Source organism: Cutibacterium sp. (genome assembly GCF_030525615.1).
Lineage (GTDB): Bacteria > Actinomycetota > Actinomycetes > Propionibacteriales > Propionibacteriaceae > Cutibacterium.
Genome location: NZ_JAUNEJ010000003.1, coordinates 159,309 through 177,219, shown reverse-complemented (window position 1 = coordinate 177,219; position 17,911 = coordinate 159,309). Strand labels below are relative to the sequence as shown.

At 62.5% G+C, this 17,911-nt stretch carries 13 protein-coding genes, 1 tRNA gene and 2 riboswitches; of the genes, 5 read left to right on the top strand and 9 right to left on the bottom strand.

Features of this window, described 5'->3' with window-relative positions; all coding sequences use genetic code 11:
- Positions 1 to 13 precede the first annotated feature (13 nt).
- A complete protein-coding gene (locus tag Q4B98_RS06270) occupies positions 14 to 1,276 on the top strand; it encodes a glycosyltransferase (RefSeq protein ID WP_303196265.1) in 1,263 nt (420 codons plus the stop codon).
- Here the strand turns inward: Q4B98_RS06270 and Q4B98_RS06265 are convergent.
- The 5 genes from Q4B98_RS06265 to Q4B98_RS06245 form a co-directional block, all read right to left on the bottom strand.
- Positions 1,237 to 2,568, bottom strand: coding sequence for a hypothetical protein (locus Q4B98_RS06265; RefSeq protein ID WP_303196264.1), 1,332 nt, complete (start codon positions 2,566 to 2,568; stop codon positions 1,237 to 1,239). The genes Q4B98_RS06270 and Q4B98_RS06265 overlap by 40 nt on opposite strands.
- Complete coding sequence (locus Q4B98_RS06260; protein ID WP_303196263.1) at positions 2,565 to 3,752, bottom strand: mannosyltransferase family protein; 1,188 nt, start codon at positions 3,750 to 3,752, stop codon at positions 2,565 to 2,567. The genes Q4B98_RS06265 and Q4B98_RS06260 overlap by 4 nt, the downstream gene beginning before the upstream one ends.
- Positions 3,749 to 5,128: a glycosyltransferase family 87 protein gene (locus tag Q4B98_RS06255; protein WP_303196385.1), complete on the bottom strand. Its 1,380-nt coding sequence runs from the start codon at positions 5,126 to 5,128 to the stop codon at positions 3,749 to 3,751. The genes Q4B98_RS06260 and Q4B98_RS06255 overlap by 4 nt, the downstream gene beginning before the upstream one ends.
- 159 nt (positions 5,129 to 5,287) lie before the next feature.
- On the bottom strand, positions 5,288 to 7,615 hold the full coding sequence (locus Q4B98_RS06250) for a transglycosylase domain-containing protein (protein WP_303196384.1): 2,328 nt from the start codon (positions 7,613 to 7,615) through the stop codon (positions 5,288 to 5,290).
- Between the two features lie 142 nt (positions 7,616 to 7,757).
- Positions 7,758 to 8,177 (bottom strand): DUF5318 family protein, encoded by a 420-nt coding sequence (locus Q4B98_RS06245; RefSeq protein WP_303196262.1) that lies wholly within the window; start codon positions 8,175 to 8,177, stop codon positions 7,758 to 7,760.
- A 158-nt stretch (positions 8,178 to 8,335) separates the two neighbouring features.
- On the opposite strand from Q4B98_RS06245, the gene Q4B98_RS06240 reads away from it, so the two are divergent.
- The 3 genes from Q4B98_RS06240 to Q4B98_RS06230 all read left to right on the top strand — a co-directional run bounded on the left by Q4B98_RS06240 (position 8,336) and on the right by Q4B98_RS06230 (position 11,210).
- Complete coding sequence (locus Q4B98_RS06240; protein ID WP_303196261.1) at positions 8,336 to 9,634, top strand: pitrilysin family protein; 1,299 nt, start codon at positions 8,336 to 8,338, stop codon at positions 9,632 to 9,634.
- Between the two features lie 107 nt (positions 9,635 to 9,741).
- Positions 9,742 to 10,992: a pitrilysin family protein gene (locus Q4B98_RS06235; protein WP_303196383.1), complete on the top strand. Its 1,251-nt coding sequence runs from the start codon at positions 9,742 to 9,744 to the stop codon at positions 10,990 to 10,992.
- Between the two features lie 142 nt (positions 10,993 to 11,134).
- Positions 11,135 to 11,210 (top strand) — tRNA-Ala (locus Q4B98_RS06230).
- Positions 11,211 to 12,215: 1,005 nt separating this feature from the next.
- Here Q4B98_RS06230 and Q4B98_RS06225 read toward each other — a convergent pair.
- The 4 genes from Q4B98_RS06225 to Q4B98_RS06210 all read right to left on the bottom strand — a co-directional run bounded on the left by Q4B98_RS06225 (position 12,216) and on the right by Q4B98_RS06210 (position 16,631).
- On the bottom strand, positions 12,216 to 12,863 hold the full coding sequence (locus Q4B98_RS06225; protein ID WP_303196260.1) for a thiamine phosphate synthase: 648 nt from the start codon (positions 12,861 to 12,863) through the stop codon (positions 12,216 to 12,218).
- On the bottom strand, positions 12,860 to 13,630 hold the full coding sequence (gene thiM / locus Q4B98_RS06220; RefSeq protein WP_303196259.1) for a hydroxyethylthiazole kinase: 771 nt from the start codon (positions 13,628 to 13,630) through the stop codon (positions 12,860 to 12,862). The genes Q4B98_RS06225 and thiM overlap by 4 nt, the downstream gene beginning before the upstream one ends.
- Complete coding sequence (locus Q4B98_RS06215; RefSeq protein WP_303196258.1) at positions 13,627 to 14,982, bottom strand: MFS transporter; 1,356 nt, start codon at positions 14,980 to 14,982, stop codon at positions 13,627 to 13,629. Before Q4B98_RS06215 ends, thiM begins: the two co-directional genes overlap by 4 nt.
- A gap of 44 nt (positions 14,983 to 15,026) precedes the next feature.
- Positions 15,027 to 16,631 (bottom strand): bifunctional hydroxymethylpyrimidine kinase/phosphomethylpyrimidine kinase, encoded by a 1,605-nt coding sequence (locus Q4B98_RS06210; protein WP_303196257.1) that lies wholly within the window; start codon positions 16,629 to 16,631, stop codon positions 15,027 to 15,029.
- A riboswitch (TPP riboswitch) is annotated at positions 16,614 to 16,708 on the bottom strand. It overlaps the preceding gene by 18 nt.
- Before the next feature lie 146 nt (positions 16,709 to 16,854).
- Between Q4B98_RS06210 and Q4B98_RS06205 the strand changes: the two genes are divergently transcribed.
- Positions 16,855 to 17,625, top strand: coding sequence for an AIR synthase related protein (locus Q4B98_RS06205; RefSeq protein WP_303196256.1), 771 nt, complete (start codon positions 16,855 to 16,857; stop codon positions 17,623 to 17,625).
- A 144-nt stretch (positions 17,626 to 17,769) separates the two neighbouring features.
- Positions 17,770 to 17,891: riboswitch (cobalamin riboswitch) on the top strand.
- Positions 17,892 to 17,911: the final 20 nt, after the last annotated feature.

Below are 17,911 nucleotides of genomic sequence, written 5' to 3'. Positions count from 1 at the left end.
GTAGGGTTAGCACATGGCAGATCGTAAGTCGACGCTGATCCTCCTGACCAACTCGTACCCGTTGGCGCATGGGGAAGAATTCCTCGAGAACGAGATCAATTACTTATGTCGATCCTTCGACCACGTCATTATCGCTCCAGTACAAGCACGACAAGACGACGACATGACCCGAACGATTCCCGACAACGCTCGGGTCTTCCGCATCGGGAGTCCAGCTCCCCAAGGTCTTGCCCGTGGTCTAGCACTGGTCAAAGGGCTACGTGATCTGCCGATACACGGAGTGGACTGGGCAGCTGCCCGACATAAACCTCGCCTCGTCGCTTCGGACGCTCTCTTCGAGGCACGCGCACAGGACGCTCTCGACAAGCTGCTAGCCCTGCTGCCGCAGTTGCGTCTGTCGCCCGACAGCCGCGTAACGATTTACTCTTTCTGGCTCCACATCACGGCCCGAACCGCGACCCTGCTGGCCGAGCAGCTGCGTGCTCAGGGCATCACCGTGGACCGCGTCGTCTCCCGCGCCCACGGATACGACCTGTACCCCAGTAGGTCTCCCCGAAACCACATTCCCGAGCGAAAACTGCTGCTGAGGTCACTCGACGAAGTGTGTCCTGTGTCTAACCAAGGCACTCGCGAATTGCAAAGTACCTGGCCGCAGTTCGCCCACAAGGTCCACACTCGTCACCTTGGAACCCCCGATCCTTGCACCATGGCCACGTGCCGTAGGGAACCGTTTACCATCATCAGCTGTGCTCACCTTGGAGCAGTCAAAAGGATGACGCGGATGCCGGCGATCCTGGCAACAGTTCGCCGCTACGGGATTGACGCCCGGTGGACTCATCTGGGTGATGGGCCGGAGATGGGAGCGCTGCGCCAGGAAATCTCTGCTCATGGTGTCAAAGACATGGTCACTCTTCTTGGCCACGTTGACAACGCCGCAGTCACGGAAACTCAGCGCAGTCTCAACCCGACCGTCTTCATTAATCTATCGTTGTCGGAAGGGCTTCCAGTATCCATGATGGAGGTGGCGTCCCTAGGCATACCGATCGTGGCTACCACCGTCGGCGGCGTCAGCGAGATCGTCTCGTCTGCCAATGGACAATTGCTTCCTGCCGAGTTCACTGACGAGCAAGCTGTCGAAGCCCTAGTACGCCTGGCGACCGTGCCCGACGATGAATATCGGCGCACCTGCTTGGCTTCCCGACAGCTTTGGGAGCACCAGTTCCGCGATTCCGTCGTCTATCCGGCTTTTTGCCGCGAGGTGCTCCACGGACGCTGACCGCCATGCAGAACAGCTGCGAAGGCCACCACCCACCACCACATACTCACCCCATAATTCTTGACAAGGTAAGTGTCGAGCAGGAATGCCGGCATGGTGGCTACCACAGCCCACAGGAGAATCGCGTATTCCAGCGAACGCAGCCCACGGGTGAACGCGACGACCAGACGAACCATCGGTACTGCCAAGACGATGAGAAGCATGAGAAGACCCATCAGTCCCAGCTCAACCAGGATTGCCAGCACAGTCGAGTGGGCGCTCCCGAGGGTCTGGCCCCACTCAGTGGTTATCATGCCCCGCCACGGCTCGCGCCGGGCATGCGAGTCGTAAAGGTACCAGGGCCATAACCGGCCATACCCGTGCCCCACAAGCACGTGGATCCAATCGCTGGACCACAAATCAAGTCCGAGATGCACAGTCTGCGACCTCAACGGATCCGACAGGCTCAGCACGCGGCGCATCCCAGGTACCAGAGCCACCACGGCAACGACTGCCAGCGCCACCGCAACAAGTCCACCCCAGACCAGACCTCTGTGACGGCAGAAACGATCCGGTTCGGAATGACGCCACACCACTAAGGCGATCCCATATCCGACCGTAAAGACAGCAGCACAAGCCAAACCAGCCCGAGATCCTGTCAGAACTACGGCAAGCAGAGCAGCAAGTGCGAATACCACGCTCGCGATACGTCGAAGTCCGGCAATCGCAGCAACTGCCAAGACACCGGAAGCCAGCAACAGAGGAACATGAAGGACGGCTGATCCTCCCATTCCGGTAGCGAGCCGTGTCGATTCGTGCACTTTCATGGCACGAGGCCATTGCAGGAATGATGCAATAGTGAGGGCCATGGCGGGCCACCACAGCCGGGCAACAACATCACGGACAGAAGCCTGGGACGACAATCCGAAGGCGACAGCCAGACCTGCCAGAAAAGTCGTCATGGAAGTGAGGGCCGGCATAACGAGGAACTCTCTGGTCACCGCCGTCCCCAGAGTTGGCAACGGACACACACTGGCCGACGCCAGCGCCCAGACCATGAGACCGAAAGCCGCAGCGATCATCCAGGTGCCTGCCCGCCCCACATTACGACGATGCAGCCACACCGCCGGTCCACACGCCAGGATGACCAAGACATCAACGATCAGGTAGCTGCTGACAAGCCACGGAGGAGGTGTCAACCCATGCCGCAGGTCGGCAAAAGTCTCGACGATGACGAGGGCTGTCAAACCCCACGTCGTCAGCGAACCGATCGACCGTCGATACCAACCCACAACCCCGGGCTCTGGACTCAACTGGCCCACCCCCCGGTGAAGAATCGCCAGCCCCACCACGTCATAACGGCAAGATCGGCGACGACAACGATTCCCATAATTCCTCGCCACAGTAACACCAAGCCGGGCGGTCTAGACGGACCACGAGTGATCTCAGCGAGTGCCACAAACAGCGGGAACCACAACAACGTGGCACGGTTGACGCTCATGTACCAATACCCGATCGAAAAGGCCACAACTTGAATGCCAACCCACGATGCTGAGGCCCAGCGACGACGAACCAGGCAGTAGATAAAGACGAGGATTCCCAAGACAACCGAGACCAACTCAAGGCGAAACACGATCGCTACCCCAGCCGCCCCGGACCCGTAGGTGGTTTGCCACGTCTCGGCGTGGGTCGCCGGCAAGGTGTGTCGCAAGGTGTCAACCGGCGTGGTGAAACCGCGTCCCCAACCGTTCGTCTGGGCCTGAAACCAAGCCGTCCACGACCCCGTGAGACGATGCAGCCACACCACAAAGGCCACTAGGACAGCCGTCGGCACCAGCAGGGTGCAGAGCCGATTAACGACCTCGGTGGTACGACGGCGGCGGGCCGCTTTGCTGGTGGGACGACGCTGGTCGCCGTCACCAAGAACCGCCATCACTGCCAATGCCCCGACAAGGAACAGCCCCGACACTCGGAAGGTGCACGCCAACCCAGCAAGCAGCGCAGCAGGCCACCATTTTCCGGCTCTGGCCCGCTCCCAGGACCAGAATGCGGCGGCACAGAACGGGGACTCGGTGTACCCGACGACAGTGAAGACCGCTGTTGGGGCAATCAGCCACAAACATGCCGGCACCGTCCCACCGATACGAAACAGCGCCCAGGCTGCCAAGGCCGACCCGACCAGGCCGACCAGAACTCCGGTGACCTCCATCGGCACACCGATGAAACTGCCAGCCTTGAATACCGTCGGAAGGCCAGGGAAAAAAGCCATTTCAAGAGGGTCGGCATACCCATTGCGGGCGATGGAGATGAAGTGCTGGACGTCCCAGTTCGCTACCACTTGGGAGAAAGTGCGGTGATACCCAGCCATCACGATCACGGCCACGATGAACAGGATCGCCCGACTGCCCAGCCATGTCTGAGCCACCAAGCGCCCATCATCGGCGGGGGTGAATGGTTTCGCGACCCGTGTCGATTTCCGTGCTCCGGCGCGCGTCACTGGGCAGCCTCCGCAGCGAGATCACCTTCAGGAACGGGATCGGGCGCATGGTCCAACACCCCGCCGGTGGGATCGTCGGCGTAGCCCACTCTGACGACGTCATTCCATGGTCGTCGGATGTCGTCGAGAACTCCCCATGCGAACCACACCTCACAGGCCAAACGCAGTATGACGGAGGCCCAGTACACAATGTCGGCGTCCGAACCTCCCGGCAGGGACAGCCCGCCGAGATGGGCCCAGACGGCCAGCGAGTAGAAGGACTCCCCCACCATGAGAACAGCCCAGTCGCGGAAATCGGGGCGGGCCAAAGCGGCTAGCGGGACGAGCAACAGCGCCCACTGCGGCGAATACACCTTGTTGGTGATGAAAAGAATCAGCAAGGCCACGCAGGCGATCTGGGCGATACGCGGACGTCGCGGGACCGTCATCGACATCCAGGCCAGGCCAAGCAGACCGCCAATGGTCAAGGTGCCGGTGATCCAGCCAATACCGGGGATCGTCGCGCCAGAAGCGTCCTGGATGACGTACCACATCGTGCCCAGGCCAGTTCCGGACCAGAAGGCCGAACGCAGGTAGGTCCACCAGCTCGTCAGACTCAGGCAGGCAGCGCTGACGTGACAGACCGCCAGGACCGCTCCCGCCGACAGCAGGTAGCGACCCAGCTCCGACAGCCGAGTAGCGCGCAGGCAGCACAGCAGCACAGCGAAAACCACCACAGCCGTCTGTAGACTTCCCGCACAGGCCAGACCTATCAGAATCCCAGCCAACCACGGTCGGCGACGAGCCCAGGCCAGCATGGACGTTGCGGCGAGGGCTACCGGAACCATGGAGAAGTCGATAAGTCCGGCCAGGTAAACCACTGGGCACAGCACTACCCAGAAGACATCCCAGGAACGGCGTCGAACCTGGGTGGGGCGTCCTTTGTCGTCGGTGAGAAGGTTGGTGTCCGAGCCGCGTCCCAGCAGCATGACAGAAATGACAACGGCCAGGAAGGCTACAAAGAGCACAACCTGGGCGACACCCCAGTAGGCATTGGCGGCGTCAAGAACCTGCTGGTCTGTGGCCTTCGGGGAGACTTCTGCCCCGAACGCCCACGCCACCCGACGACAGAAAGCCATCAGAACGGTGACGAGGGGGGTTTGGGCGAGGTCGGGATTGGTGAAGAGAGACCCGCCGTGACCAATTCCCGAGGACCGGTAAATCGTCGGAATATCCGAGTAACACTGCCGCTGGTAGGGATCGACGGCCTTGGCTGCGTCATGCTGCACGCAGGGGGTGACACGGTAGATCGTAAGCAGCCACACCACAATCGCGCTCATGATGGCCCAAGGGGCTGGGTCGAAGAAAATGCCGCGTGGCCAAGCATGACGTCCCATGCGTCCACCAATGCGGCGATCCAGTCCCAGCCGGGAAACACGAGATCGCTGCGGGACGTCAAGGCCCCGGCGAGCCACGAAACTGGTGGGTTCAGTGTTCGCATGGCTGTCGGCAGCCACGTCGTCATCTTTCGGGTCGGGGATGGTCACGTGGTCAGGCTACCCATTGTGTGCCTCATCGCTCGATTGACGCTCGCTGCGCGGCGGGTCTCCCGTCGTGGGGTGGCTGGTGTGCGTCGGTCTGGCGGCATGGGTTGGACGCTGGGTTGGCTCGGACTTCCTCGACGGTTCGGGAGGTTCCTGACGGGTCTTCGGCTTAGCGCGACGGGTCGACGTGGCCGGGGGAGTCGACCTCGAGGAGCCATCCGGGTCTGAATCGTCTGTCTCCGACTCGCCTGAGTTCGAGTCTGCGTCTGAATCACCTGAATCTGAATCGCTTGAGTACGATTCATCCGAGTTTGAGCCGTCAGAGTTTGAGTCGTCAGAGGTCGTGTCGTCTGAGGTATCCCGGGGATCCTCGTCACCCTCCACTTCCGGACGCGCAGTCTCCCCGTAATGCTTGCCGGACAGGTTCACCCAGTCGGGGTCAGCAAAGGATTCATCAGACATCCCTTTCATCGCCGTGTCCATGTAGTCGAGCCAAGTTCGTGCCGGGTAATCGCCGCCATGAAATCCAGAGGCACCTTCACGAGCGTAAGGGTCAAGGTCCTCGTTGCCGGTGTCGCCGGCGACGAACATGACGGCTGTTGAAATCTGCTTGGTGTAGGCGACGAACCACGCCGCTGTGACCCTGTCCTCGACGCCGGAGGTGCCCGTCTTTCCAGCGACCTCGTGGTCGAAGTCGGCCACACTCCGACCGGTACCCTCGTCAACCACCGACTGCAGGGCGTAGGTGAGGTCGTGGCTAATATCGGCCTGGATGGTCTGTTTCGATGGCGAAGGAGCGTGGTAGACGACCTTGCCTGACTGGTCGACGACCCTGTCCACAACGTGAGGAGTGACCTTCTTCCCATCGTTGGCGATCGTGGCGTAACCGCCGGCCTGGGCCAGTGGACTCACCTCAGCGGTACCCAAGGCAATGCGATTGTTCAGGTCCCATCCGGTGCCCTTGGAAACCCCGGCATCATTAGCGGCCTTGACGACATTCTTCGGGCCGTCCTTCATCCGCGAGACCATGTCGACGAAAGCAGTGTTGATCGACTTCGCGGTAGCTTGACGCAGACTGACGGTGCCGTAGTTCACGTTGCTGTCGTTGTGAACCGCAGCCGTGTCGCCGTCAGGGGTGAAGGTGTCGCCGTTGAGTTGAGAGCGCAGGCTAAACCCACGCCGCATTCCCGCCACAGCCGCATAAACCTTGAAGGTGGACGCTGCCGGGCGCGGAGTGCGAGTCCAGTTACGAGTGTTGGAGATGTAGTCGTCACCGCCGTACATGGCCAACACACCACCGGTCTTGACATCAACCGACGCAAGCGCAGGATGAAGGTTCTGAGGCCCCTTGGAACCCGCGTTGCGACCGGCGATCTTCTTGTACTTTTGTCCGGCAGCAACCGCTGCCTGCTGGTCCTTTCGATCGAGGGTGGTCGTCACCTTCAGCCCGCCGCCCTTGATCTGCTGGTCTGAGAACCCGTTCGCGATGAGTTCGTCATGGACCATCTTCATCAGGTAGCCGTCGGTTCCAGCCCACCGGTTGTAGTTGGGGACCTTCGGGAACTTCGGCAACTCGCGATAGGCCTCATCATGCTGGGCCTGGGTAATGTTGCCGGCCTCGAGCATACCGTCGAGAACGTAGCGGTACCGCTGCAACAACCTCTCGCGGGCGGCCACTCCGCCGTTGGGGTCGAAGTTGCCCGGGCTGTTGATGACCGAGGCCAGCACAGCCGACTGGGACAAGGTGAGCTTGGAGGCGTCCGTGTAGAAGAACGCCTTCGCGGCAGCCTGGACCCCGTATGCGCCCCGGCCGAAATAAATAGTGTTGAGGTAACCCGCAAGGATGTCCTCCTTGGGCACCTCCTTACTCGTCTTGACCGCAAGGAAGAGTTCCTTGAACTTACGGCTTATGGTGCGTTCCTGGGACAGGTACAACACCTTGATGTACTGCTGAGTGATCGTCGAACCACCCTGCATTTCACCGCCACGAGCAATGGTCCATGCGGCACGAATCATGCCCTTGACCGAGATACCGGGATCCGTCCAGAAGCTGCGATTCTCGGCCGATACGACGGCATTGCGAAGGTTCTTGGGCATTGACTCATACGGAATCGACTGACGGTTCTGGACCGAGAACGACCCGAGTCGGCTCCCGTCACGGTAATAAATAAACGAGGTGTTCGTCTGGAAGTCGTGGTTGGGGTCGGGAAGGTCGGTGCGCTGATATGCGACGAAAACGCCAATGACGGCGATGATCGCCAACGCCAAGATTGTTCCGATCAGGCCCCGCAGGAACTTGGTCGTCTTGCTGCGCTGTGCCTTCTTGCTGCGCCCTGTCATCTTGTTGCGCCTTGCCGTCTTGCGGTGCGGGGCCGTCTTGCGGTGCGAGCTGAGCTGTGGCCTGGTAGCGCGGCGGGCTGATCGGGCACCGCCCTTGGATGTGGAACCCCCTCGGCGGGCTGACCGCTTGGCAGATTTGCGATCAGCCATAAAGGTCCTCCACGGTTGGCTGATGGCGCGGCGGGCGGCGACGTCGACCATCTCCAAGGACGTAATCGACGAGGATGTGGTTCCAGCGGCAGTCGGGGCAAACCTCTACCTCGTAGACACGGAACTCACCGAACTGGTGCTCCATCTCCTCGAGCTCGTCGAGAGTACGGATGCGCCCCGAGTACTGACCCAATTGGTGACCGAACACGTGGCGCAGCAAGACCAGCCGAGGGGACTCACAGACAGGGCAGTCATGGTCTAGAGGTTCGCCGTGGTGCATGGCGGCGCGCACCAGCATGGGGTCGGCATCGCACGCTGTGGGAGCGTTGAGGTCGACCTGGGGGCTGAGCAACGCCTCCAGGGTGTGACGGCGTTGCAAGGCGTGGGACACCACGTTTCGCTGCGTCTGCATATCTTCCAGAGTACGGCGCGATAACGACGAACTGGGGTAGGTGGTGTTCTCGGTTGTCACACGGAGCTTGGTGTTGCCCGCCTGTGGTGATCGGGGTAAAACTGCGGCCCCTGCCATGAGGGGTGACAGCACCACCGTTTGCACACCGAATCACCACCATGAGCCGCGTTACATCGTTACCGATTGCCCCTATGCTCGAAGCCATGTCACTTCACATACACCGCACGGCCCTTGACAATGGGATGCGCGTGGTCGTCAACCCGGACACCACCTCTCCCGGGGTGGCCGTCAACATCTGGTACCGGGTGGGATCGGCTGACGAGGAGGCGGGCCATTTCGGGTTTGCCCACCTTTTCGAGCACCTGATGTTCTCGGGTACCACGAGCGGAATCGCGTCGAGCGAACACCTGGCCACCATTGAGTCGGTAGGTGGATCGGCCAATGCCTCAACCAGCTTCGACCGCACCAACTATTTCGAGACGGTTCCCGCCGGGGCTCTCGAACTGGCGTTGTGGTTGGAGGCCGAGCGGTTGGCCCACCTCGCCGTCACCGAGGAGAACCTCACCACCCAGCGGGAGGTCGTCAAGGAGGAGAAGCGGCAACGCTACGACAACACCCCGTACGGCGATCTGCTCGATCTGCTCCTGGACGGGAGATTCGGGAAAACGCACCCGTACGGCCATTCAACGATCGGGTCGGTTCCCGACCTCGATGCCGCCTGCCTCGACGACGTGGCATCTTTCCACTCCACCTGGTATCGGCCCGACAACGCCGTTCTCGTCATTTCTGGGTGCGTCGAGGCCGACGAGGGTCTCGCCTTCGCCGAGAAATATCTGGGGGCGGTCCCTGCTGCCACCGGAAGCCTCCCGACGCGCATCCAGGGACCAGTTCGCCACGACAACCCGAGAGTGGTCGTCGAACGTGCGGTACCTCGAACCTCGGTGACCCGGTCCTGGGCCACCCCGCCCATCACCGACCCCGACAATCTCGCCGTGGCGATGGCCATCGACGTCATCGGGTCCGGGATGAGTTCGCGTCTCGTCCGCACCCTGGAGAGGGAACGTCATCTGGTCGATGGGGTCGCGATGAACGACTTCGGACTATCGCGAGGATCCTCGGCTGCGTTGCTGTCGGCCCACCTCAAGCCGGGGGTCTGTGAGGAAGAGCTGACTGGGGCCGTTGACGAGATCATCGCCGCGGTCGCCGCCGAGGGGCCGCGCCAAGCCGAACTGGAACGCGCCCGAGCCCAGGTGGAGAGGGGCTGGTTGGAGTCCCTGGCGGTCGTCGACGAACGGGCTGACCTGCTCAATATGCACGAGACCCTGTTGGGCGACGCCAACCTCGTTAACACCTACCTCGACCGGGTTCGCGCGGTCACTGCCGACCAGGTCGCCGAGGCCGCGAAACGTTGGCTTTCTCCCGACCGAGCTTCGACTGTCATCCACAAGGAGGCGTGATGAAGACCCTCAACGATCGTCCTGAAGTACGTATTGGTTCGCCGTGGTCCTTCCCCGAGTGCATGGTCGAGACCCTGTCGAGTGGCCTGACGGTAGTACGCGTACCGATACCCGGGCAACGCATTATCACTATGGAAATCGGGTTGGACGCCCCTCTGCGTGCTGAACCGGCCGGACTCGAGGGACTCGCCGGACTCGTTGTCCGCACTGCCGACGAATCGACCGGTCCCCATCCTGACACCGCCTTCGCCGAGGCCATGGAGTCGATCGGAGCGAGCTACGACGGGGCAGCCGGGTTGGCTAGCAGCCATATTGGTGTCGATGTGCCCGTGACACGCTTTGGTACTGCGGCCGAACTCTTCGTCGAGCTGCTGAAGACGACCAGCCTGGCCGAGGCTGACATTTCCCGCCAGATCGACGTAGCGAGAGCCTCTTTGGCCCAGACCAGCCAGCGTGGGTCGGCCCTGGCCGGGCAGGCAGCCGCTCGTGCCCTCTGGCCGGAGGGGTCGCGGTCGGCTCTGCCCACCATTGGCACTTTGTCATCGGTGGACAGGCTAAGTGCGGAAGCAGCCCGGGAGTTCTGGGCCGCGCACTGGACCCTCAGCAACGCCGTGCTGGTGGTCGCCGGCGAAGGGGTCGAGGGTCTCGATCTATCAGTGTTCGAACAGTGGACGGCCAGTGGGTCGCCGGTGGAGGTGCCCCCGACCACGCCTCGGATTGATGGACCACGAGTAATCGTCGTCGACCGCCCAGACGCCGTGCAGGCCGATGTGAGAATCCAGCAGACCACGGTCGGGCGGACTCATCCGGGATGGCCGGCCCTCAAAGTGGCTTGCGGTGCCCTTGGCGGAACCTTCGGGTCCCGACTCAACCAAGTTCTCAGAGAGGACAAGGGGTGGTCCTACGGGGTCGGTATGTCCTCTCGCCCGCTACTTGATGGCGGGGTGGCGACAGTCGCTGGGTCTTTCCGGACCGAGGTCGGAGCTGCCGCTGTTGCCGAGGCGCTTCGAATTCTCACCTGCGATGACGATCTGAGTGACGAAGAGGTCAATGCTGCCCGCGATCACTCGGTGGGTATCGCCCCGCTGCAATACGACACTGCCGGTGCGGTCGCCCACCAGGTAGCCGCCCTCGTGAGGGCAGATCTGGCCCCGACCTGGGTCGACGATCACCTAGCTGCGATGTCCTCAGTAAGGGCGGATGGCCAGGAATGGTCGGCAAACAATGCGTGGCGCCAACTCCTCAACGAAAACGATTGGCGAATCGGGATCTGTGGTCGAGCCGAGGACTTGGCCCCAGCGCTGACCGAGCGCGGATTGGAACCCGTCGTTGTCAACCCCACGGAGGTGCTGTCGTAGCGATGTCAGCCAAATCTGCCAAAAACTGCCCCGAAATCGCGATATCAACGCCATTTTGGCCGTTTTTTGGCAGATTTGGCTGAATGCCCCGGTGTGTGACTCGCCTAAACGGGCTAAGTTCCCCTAGACTGTCCGAGTCCACGGGGCATTGGCGCAGTTGGTAGCGCGGCTGCTTTGCAAGCAGTAGGTCAGGGGTTCGAATCCCCTATGCTCCACCAGTGGCCCGGGCGGCCTTACCCCTAGCCATTGTTCACGATAGTGGTGAGCGGGGTGACGCCGTGACAATGGTCGACTTCGCCGGGGTGAAGATTCTGACTAGGGCAAACGCCCATGCTCCTGCAGGATCTTGACCGGATTGGGCGTCGGCGGGGTGTCAAGAAGGAGTGCCCCTGGTGCATAGTGATCGCCTCCCGAGGCCCGGTCTACAACTCAGCCGAAATTGCCGGGGCGTTGAGCGCCACACCGAAACCCCCGGGGTCGGAGCACCCTCGAACCGGTTCCACACCGGCTGCAACTGCGCCGTAGTACCCATCTGCGACGCCACAACCTCGCCGTACCGGCGCCAGCGGACGGAAGGCCTGAGTTTCTATTCCGCGTATCCGGTTAATGGTAACGGTGTCGTTCGCAACGACAGAGACAAGGACACCCCAGGGGGCACCAAGCAAACCTCTATGCCGTTGAACTGGACCGAGGTTGACGCTCGTTTCGAGAAGAAGACCAAACGTAAGAATACTCAGAAGAAGATAGCCTGAGTCCATGCTTGAATCAGTCAAGGAGCAGATCGAGTGGGGCGAAGAGGCCCGGGAACTGTTCTATGCTCTCAATGAGAAGTAACCGTTGACTGACATGCTCGCTGTTGAGGAGCGATTGGCGGCGATCAGCTAGCCCGACCCGAGACCAACCCCGTGGGAAGTTCCTGCGGGGTTTTGTTATGCCCAGGAGGAACACCATGACCGACACCCCACCGCTGGCTCTGACGACCAATTCACCTCACAACGCGCCTGGGACCTCATCCAAAACCTACGCGCCAACAACACCAAACTACGCGCCGCCCGCGACGAAGCCACCAACCGCGCCACCGCCCCCGACTGAGCATGGCGTCGAAGGTGAGCGTGCGCCAGGCGGTGCGACTCGCAGGTGGGCCGGCCACCCAACAGGGCCGAAAGTGATCGTATGTCGGGGCCGACGACATCCGCTCTGCCTCACCTAAGAGCACCGGGGGATCACCTCTCCCGGTCGAAAGCCGCAATCACCTTCGAAACCACCGCAGCCGGGTCCTCAGCACCCATCACGGCACGAACCATGGCCACGCCTGCGATACCGGACCCCGCTAAGGCAGCCACGTCGTCAACCTGAACGTCGCCGATCGCGACAATGGGTAGGGAACTAGCTTGCACCAGGGCCGGGTATCCCTCGATCCCCAGCGGCGGGCGTCCAGAGTCCTTGGTCGGGGTGGGTCGGAAAGGCCCGGCACCCAGATAGTCCAGGGCATCAGCGAAGGGCTCAGCCGACCTCACCAAATCCAGGGTTCCGGTGGTGTACCCCACGATGGCCTCGGGTCCGAGCAAGGCCCTGGCGTCACGCACCGGAAGGTCTTGGACCCCCAAATGCACCCCGTGGACGTTCCCTCGGGCCCTCATCGCAGCCCAAGCAACGTCAGCCCGATCATCGACAACCACCCGGGTTTCTGGATTCGAACGACGCACTGCCTCGCCAACCTGAAGGACCAATGACAACAGATCGCGAGTAGTCAGCGTCTTGGCTCGCACCTGGATGATCCCGGCACCTGCCCCGGCGGCCAACGCAGCTGTCTGGACAGTGCGACGCTCAGTTCCCGATGTCACCACATAGCAACGCAGATCCGGGGTCATCTCGTTTCCTCCACTCCAGTTCTCGCGACCTCGTCGAGGGCGTCGAGCAGTTGAACACGAAAACTGCCGGGTCCGCCGACACGGGCCGCCGCGACCTCGCCGGCGACGTCGAACCAAGTCACGGCCGTTACTGCGGCCTCCACCGGATCGTCGGCCGCCACGAGACACCCTGCGGTCAGCGCCCCCAGCAAACACCCAGTCCCGGTGACCCGGGCCATGAGCGGATGACCTCTGGAAACCTTGTCGGCTACGCCGCCAGCAGTCACAATGACATCCGTCGGCCCTGACACCACGACGACTCCTCCGGTTCGGCGGGCCACCTCGACAGCTGCGTCAACGGCGTGTCCCGGAGTGTCAACCGAATCGGCCCCGCGTCCCCCTCGTCCTCCGACAAGGGCGAGAATTTCCGACGCATTCCCCTTGACGACATCCGGCCCCTCAGCGAGGAAATCTCGGGCCATTCGGGTGCGCACTGGCGCCAGCCCGATCGCCGTCGGGTCGAGGACCCACGGGATGTCTTTCGGACGGCCAGCAACTGTGGCCGGGATACCGGCCATGCCATCGGTGGATAAGGTGCCCAAATTCACCGACAGGGCATCAGCAGCGGTGACAACAACCGGTGCCTCCTCAAGAGTCTCGGTCATCATCGGGCGCATCCCGGCAGCCAGCAATCCGTCAGCTACCAAGGACATACTCACCGTTGCGGTGAGACAGTGAACCATGGGCGGGCTCGATCTGACGGCTGCCACCACCCTGTCGATCGTCATGACACCCTCGCCACGTCATCAATGTCAGCGTCGATGTCATCCCGAGACAGTCGCGGTCCGAGGGCGGCACCGAGCACCACCAACACACCACCGAGAGCAACTAAGACGAGCACCGCTCCCAGATGTCCGAAAACCCTCTCCAAGCCCGAAAGGTAGAAGGGGTACAAGGCCGGCAGGATGAGGGACAGGCTGTATCCCATGCCATAACCGGTTGAGCGCACCTCGGTGGGGAATCTTTCCGACAGATAGGCCGAAATCGGGCCGTAAGCCGACACAGTAGCTACCTGGAGGGCGACGGCGAACAGGGCTGCCCTGCCGGCTGAGGAGGAACTAATCGCCCCCCACCACAACAGCGGCCCCAGAACGGCAGCGCTGATACCCCAGCACACCAGCAGGCGGCGTCGCCCCACCCTCGTCGACCAGTGCCCGGCCAGGGCCATGAAGACCGCCTGACCCACCGAGGCGACCCCCACCGCCCAGGAGGCCGCCGTCGCCGTCAGATGGGCGTCGGCACTCAGCCGCGCGGTGAGAATCAGCACGGTGGTGTCGGTGAGCAGCCACAACCCCGTCATGAGGGTAAACACCTGCCAAAAAGCCGGGGCCCACGCCCCTGCGATGACTTCACGAACACCAGGGGTCGGAGTCTGCCAGGCTTCTCGAGAGTCACGGGCACGGCGAAACAGCGGGGCGTCACAAACACGTCGGGAGTAGTAGACGATCATCCCGATACTCATGGCCGCACCGGCGACGAAAAGAACACGCCACCCCCATACTGCGTACTGATCCGGGCCGAGGACGGCGAGCATGGCGGCAACGGCGAAGGCGATCAATGCCTGGGCCCAGGGGGCCATGGACAAGATGACCCCGGACGCCAAGCCACGCTTGTGCGGTGACGACCACTCCATGGCCAGCGGGATGGCAGCCGAGTATTCCCCGGCGACGAAGATTCCGCCCAAAAACCGCAGCAGCAGAATGAGTCCGATCGTCCATGCCCCGATGAGCTGGTGGGTGGGCATAACAGCAATCAGCCCGGCGCAGGTGGCAGTGCCGGCTATGGCCAGACGGGTGGTCCGGGTACGTCCCAACCGGTCAGAGATCCGCCCGAAAATCACTCCGCCGAGGGGACGCCCCAGCAACATGGCGATGACAACGAGGGCACCGGCGCTGGCGCTGGCCGAAGGCCCGGCGAGGACTGCCATCGCTGGGGCGAGTGCTGTCAGAGGCAAGAAGACGTGGATGTTATCGATCAAGTTACCGACGACCCCGGCGCGCAGAGCGGCCCGCCCCTCCGGGGGCATTAACCCCTTCGGCGACGTGTCCAAGGTGGTCGGCAGTGATGCTGTTGTAGTCATGAACTCGGGTCCTAGGAAGTTGCGTCTGGGGAGCAGTGAGCCAGTCAAACACGCGTCGCCTGGTCGAAGAACTCCAACTCATGACGGCACGCCGTCAGGTATGTGTGGGCGGCACGAGCCCGAGCAGCAGGACCAGCCTGCTCGAAAGCCTTCTCGACGATCCCGAGGGTGTGAGAGGTGGCCTTGGTGAACTCGGGGTCACGGTACGTATCAAGCCACAGCGCGTACGGGTGGTCCTGCGGAACCTCCGGCAAGCCGGCCCCCACCTGGGCATATAGCCAGAAGCACGGCAAAACTGACGCCACGCCGACGACGTAGTCGTCACCCAAGGTGTGAGCCAGCAAGAAGTTCGTGTACGCCGTCGTCACCGGACCGGCCGGGACCTGGTCGCGTCCCCCCAACCAGGTGCGGTGCAGTTCGGCCTCTTCGACAATGCAGTTTTCGGCGGACTGGGCCCACCACACCGACTCTTGCTGGTCAGTAGCGCGCGCCGCCAAAGATGCCAAGGCTCGTGAGTACCACGTCAGGTACTGGGCGTCCTGGCCGAGGTAAAAGTCGAAGGCGTGACCAGCAAGGGTGCCGTCAACGAGGGCAGCGACGAAGTCCGAGGCCTGGATTTGGCGGGCCAGATCCGCGCTGGCGTGCCACAGAGCCGTCGTCCACGGACCAACCGGGGTCACCGCAGCAGCAGGTGCAGACTCGGATGATCCGGCGAGGGACTCAGACACTCTGGCGAGAGACTCGGGCGATTCCAGCGGCTCGATCGGCCCGAACCATGCGGACGCCGAGGAATTGGCGCAGAGTCGTCGGGTCCGGTGGGAGTGGTCCACCGGACCGTGCCCTTGGCCGACCCTCAGGGCGGCTGCGTACTGGATGGCCTCATGCAGCCAGTCGGTGACCCATACCAGAGCGTCACCGGGAGCGTCTCCTGCGCCTAACCGGGTTGCCAAGGCCGAAGACAGGGAACATCCGGTGCCGTGGGTGTTCGTCGTTTCCACCCGAGTGGCCTGGGCGGTGTACGTCGCCCCTTCCGGAGTCACCCAGATATTGTCGACGCGCGGGGAGTCCAAATGCCCGGTCTTGACGATGACGGCGACCCCGGTCTCCTTGGCCCAGCCGCGCGCCTGCTCCAAAGCCTCCTCGGCATTCTTCGCCGGCTCGGTTTCGCACAGCACTGCGAGCTCGGGGATGTTCGGGGTAATGACGGTGGCCCGACGGCAGAAGTCGCGCATGGCAGCCTCGGCGTCGGCGTCCAACAGGCGATCCCCACTGGTGGCGACCATCACCGGGTCGACGACGACAACGGGAGGACGGTGCTCGTCGAGGAATTCCGCAACCGTGTTAATGATCTCGACGTTCCCAAGCATTCCGGTTTTGACGGCATCGATAGACACGTCGTCGGTGACCGCCGCCAACTGCTGCTTCAGGAACTCCGTGGGCGGGGTGTGGATCGCCCGCACCCCCTGGGTGTTCTGAGCAACCAAGGCGGTGACGACCGTCATCGCGTAGCCTCCGGCTGCGGTGATCGACTTAGTGTCGGCGGCGGTGCCGGCACCCCCGGAGGGGTCCGTCCCTGCAATGGAGAGCACGCGCGGGATTGAACCCTGCGACAGATCGACGGATAAGGTGGAAGAAGTCATCTCGGACATCCCTTCGCCAGTACGAACTAGATCAGGTTCCACGGGTGTGTTCTCAGCGCCCACACGACGCACCCCGTGTCCAGTGGCAAGTATGGCACCCGGCTCAGACACGACATTGCGCCCTGACACCGACCGCCATAGAATGTGATAAAGCTCACGAGTAAATCTCGCGGAACCTGCACTCCGTGAAAGCGAGTCGGTGGTCTCGGGGCGGTCGCGGTTGAATGTCACCGTGACCGCCCCGAACCATGCCACCTCCTCCCCACTGCCTGTCACGAGGCTGCGTGACCTGCTCATCGCCGATGTCCCAGCTTCCCGTCTCGTCATTGCCTGCGACACCACCGGCGGGATCGGTCCACGTCCCGACGACTCCTACCCGGCTGACCCGATCTGGTGCGCCCACCTGGCTGCGCGAGTGCCACTCCTGGAGGTGCTGTGTGTCGGTGCGCGTCCTCTCATCCTCGTCGACACCCTGTGCCAGGACGAGGAGTCGGCCCGGCCCATGATCGAGGAGTTTCGACGTTGTGCGGTCTCCGCCGGAATGGGCCCTGAGGCTGTGACGGGATCGACCGAGGACAACGTTGTGACCACCCAAACCGGGATTGGTGTAACGATCATTGGCGTCATGCCCGAGGGAGAGTTCCCCCGGACCCATCATGGTGACGCGCTGGTGTGCCTCGGAGCACCCATCTCCGCCCCCGACGACGACGTTTCCCCTGGTCGCCGCGAGATCGTAACTGTTGAGGAAGTGCGTCGTCTGGTGGACTCAGGAAAAGTCCATGACTGCGCCCCGGTGGGTTCTCATGGGGTGGCATGGGAGGCCGAACAACTCGCCGCTACTACTGGCCTGCGGGCCACCTTCCGCACTACGGACGTTGATCTGGCCCACTCGGGCGGCCCGTCGACCTGCATCGTGCTGGCCTGCGCACCCTATGACGTCAAGGAACTGCACGGTTTGGTTACGCCGGAACGGCCATGGGAAGTCATCGGCGGACTCGCGTGAAAATCTTGAGCACTATTCCTGGCAGTTGGGTGGCAGTTGCGCCAGGTATGTGCGGCGCAGCTGCACAAAATGCCGCAACTGAGGAAGGGAGTACCCGAGGTACCGCGCGCCACTGTGCCGTGAGGTGCTAATCTTCGACTGCCTCGAATCGGGTTCGGTTCGAGGTACTCCTCAGTGAGCGAAGTCGGTGGGAATCCGACACTGTCGCGCAACGGTAATGCCTCATGGGCTCAGTCCGGTCGACTCCCTGCGGAGTGGCAATAACGACTCTCGCCGCAGGGGTCTG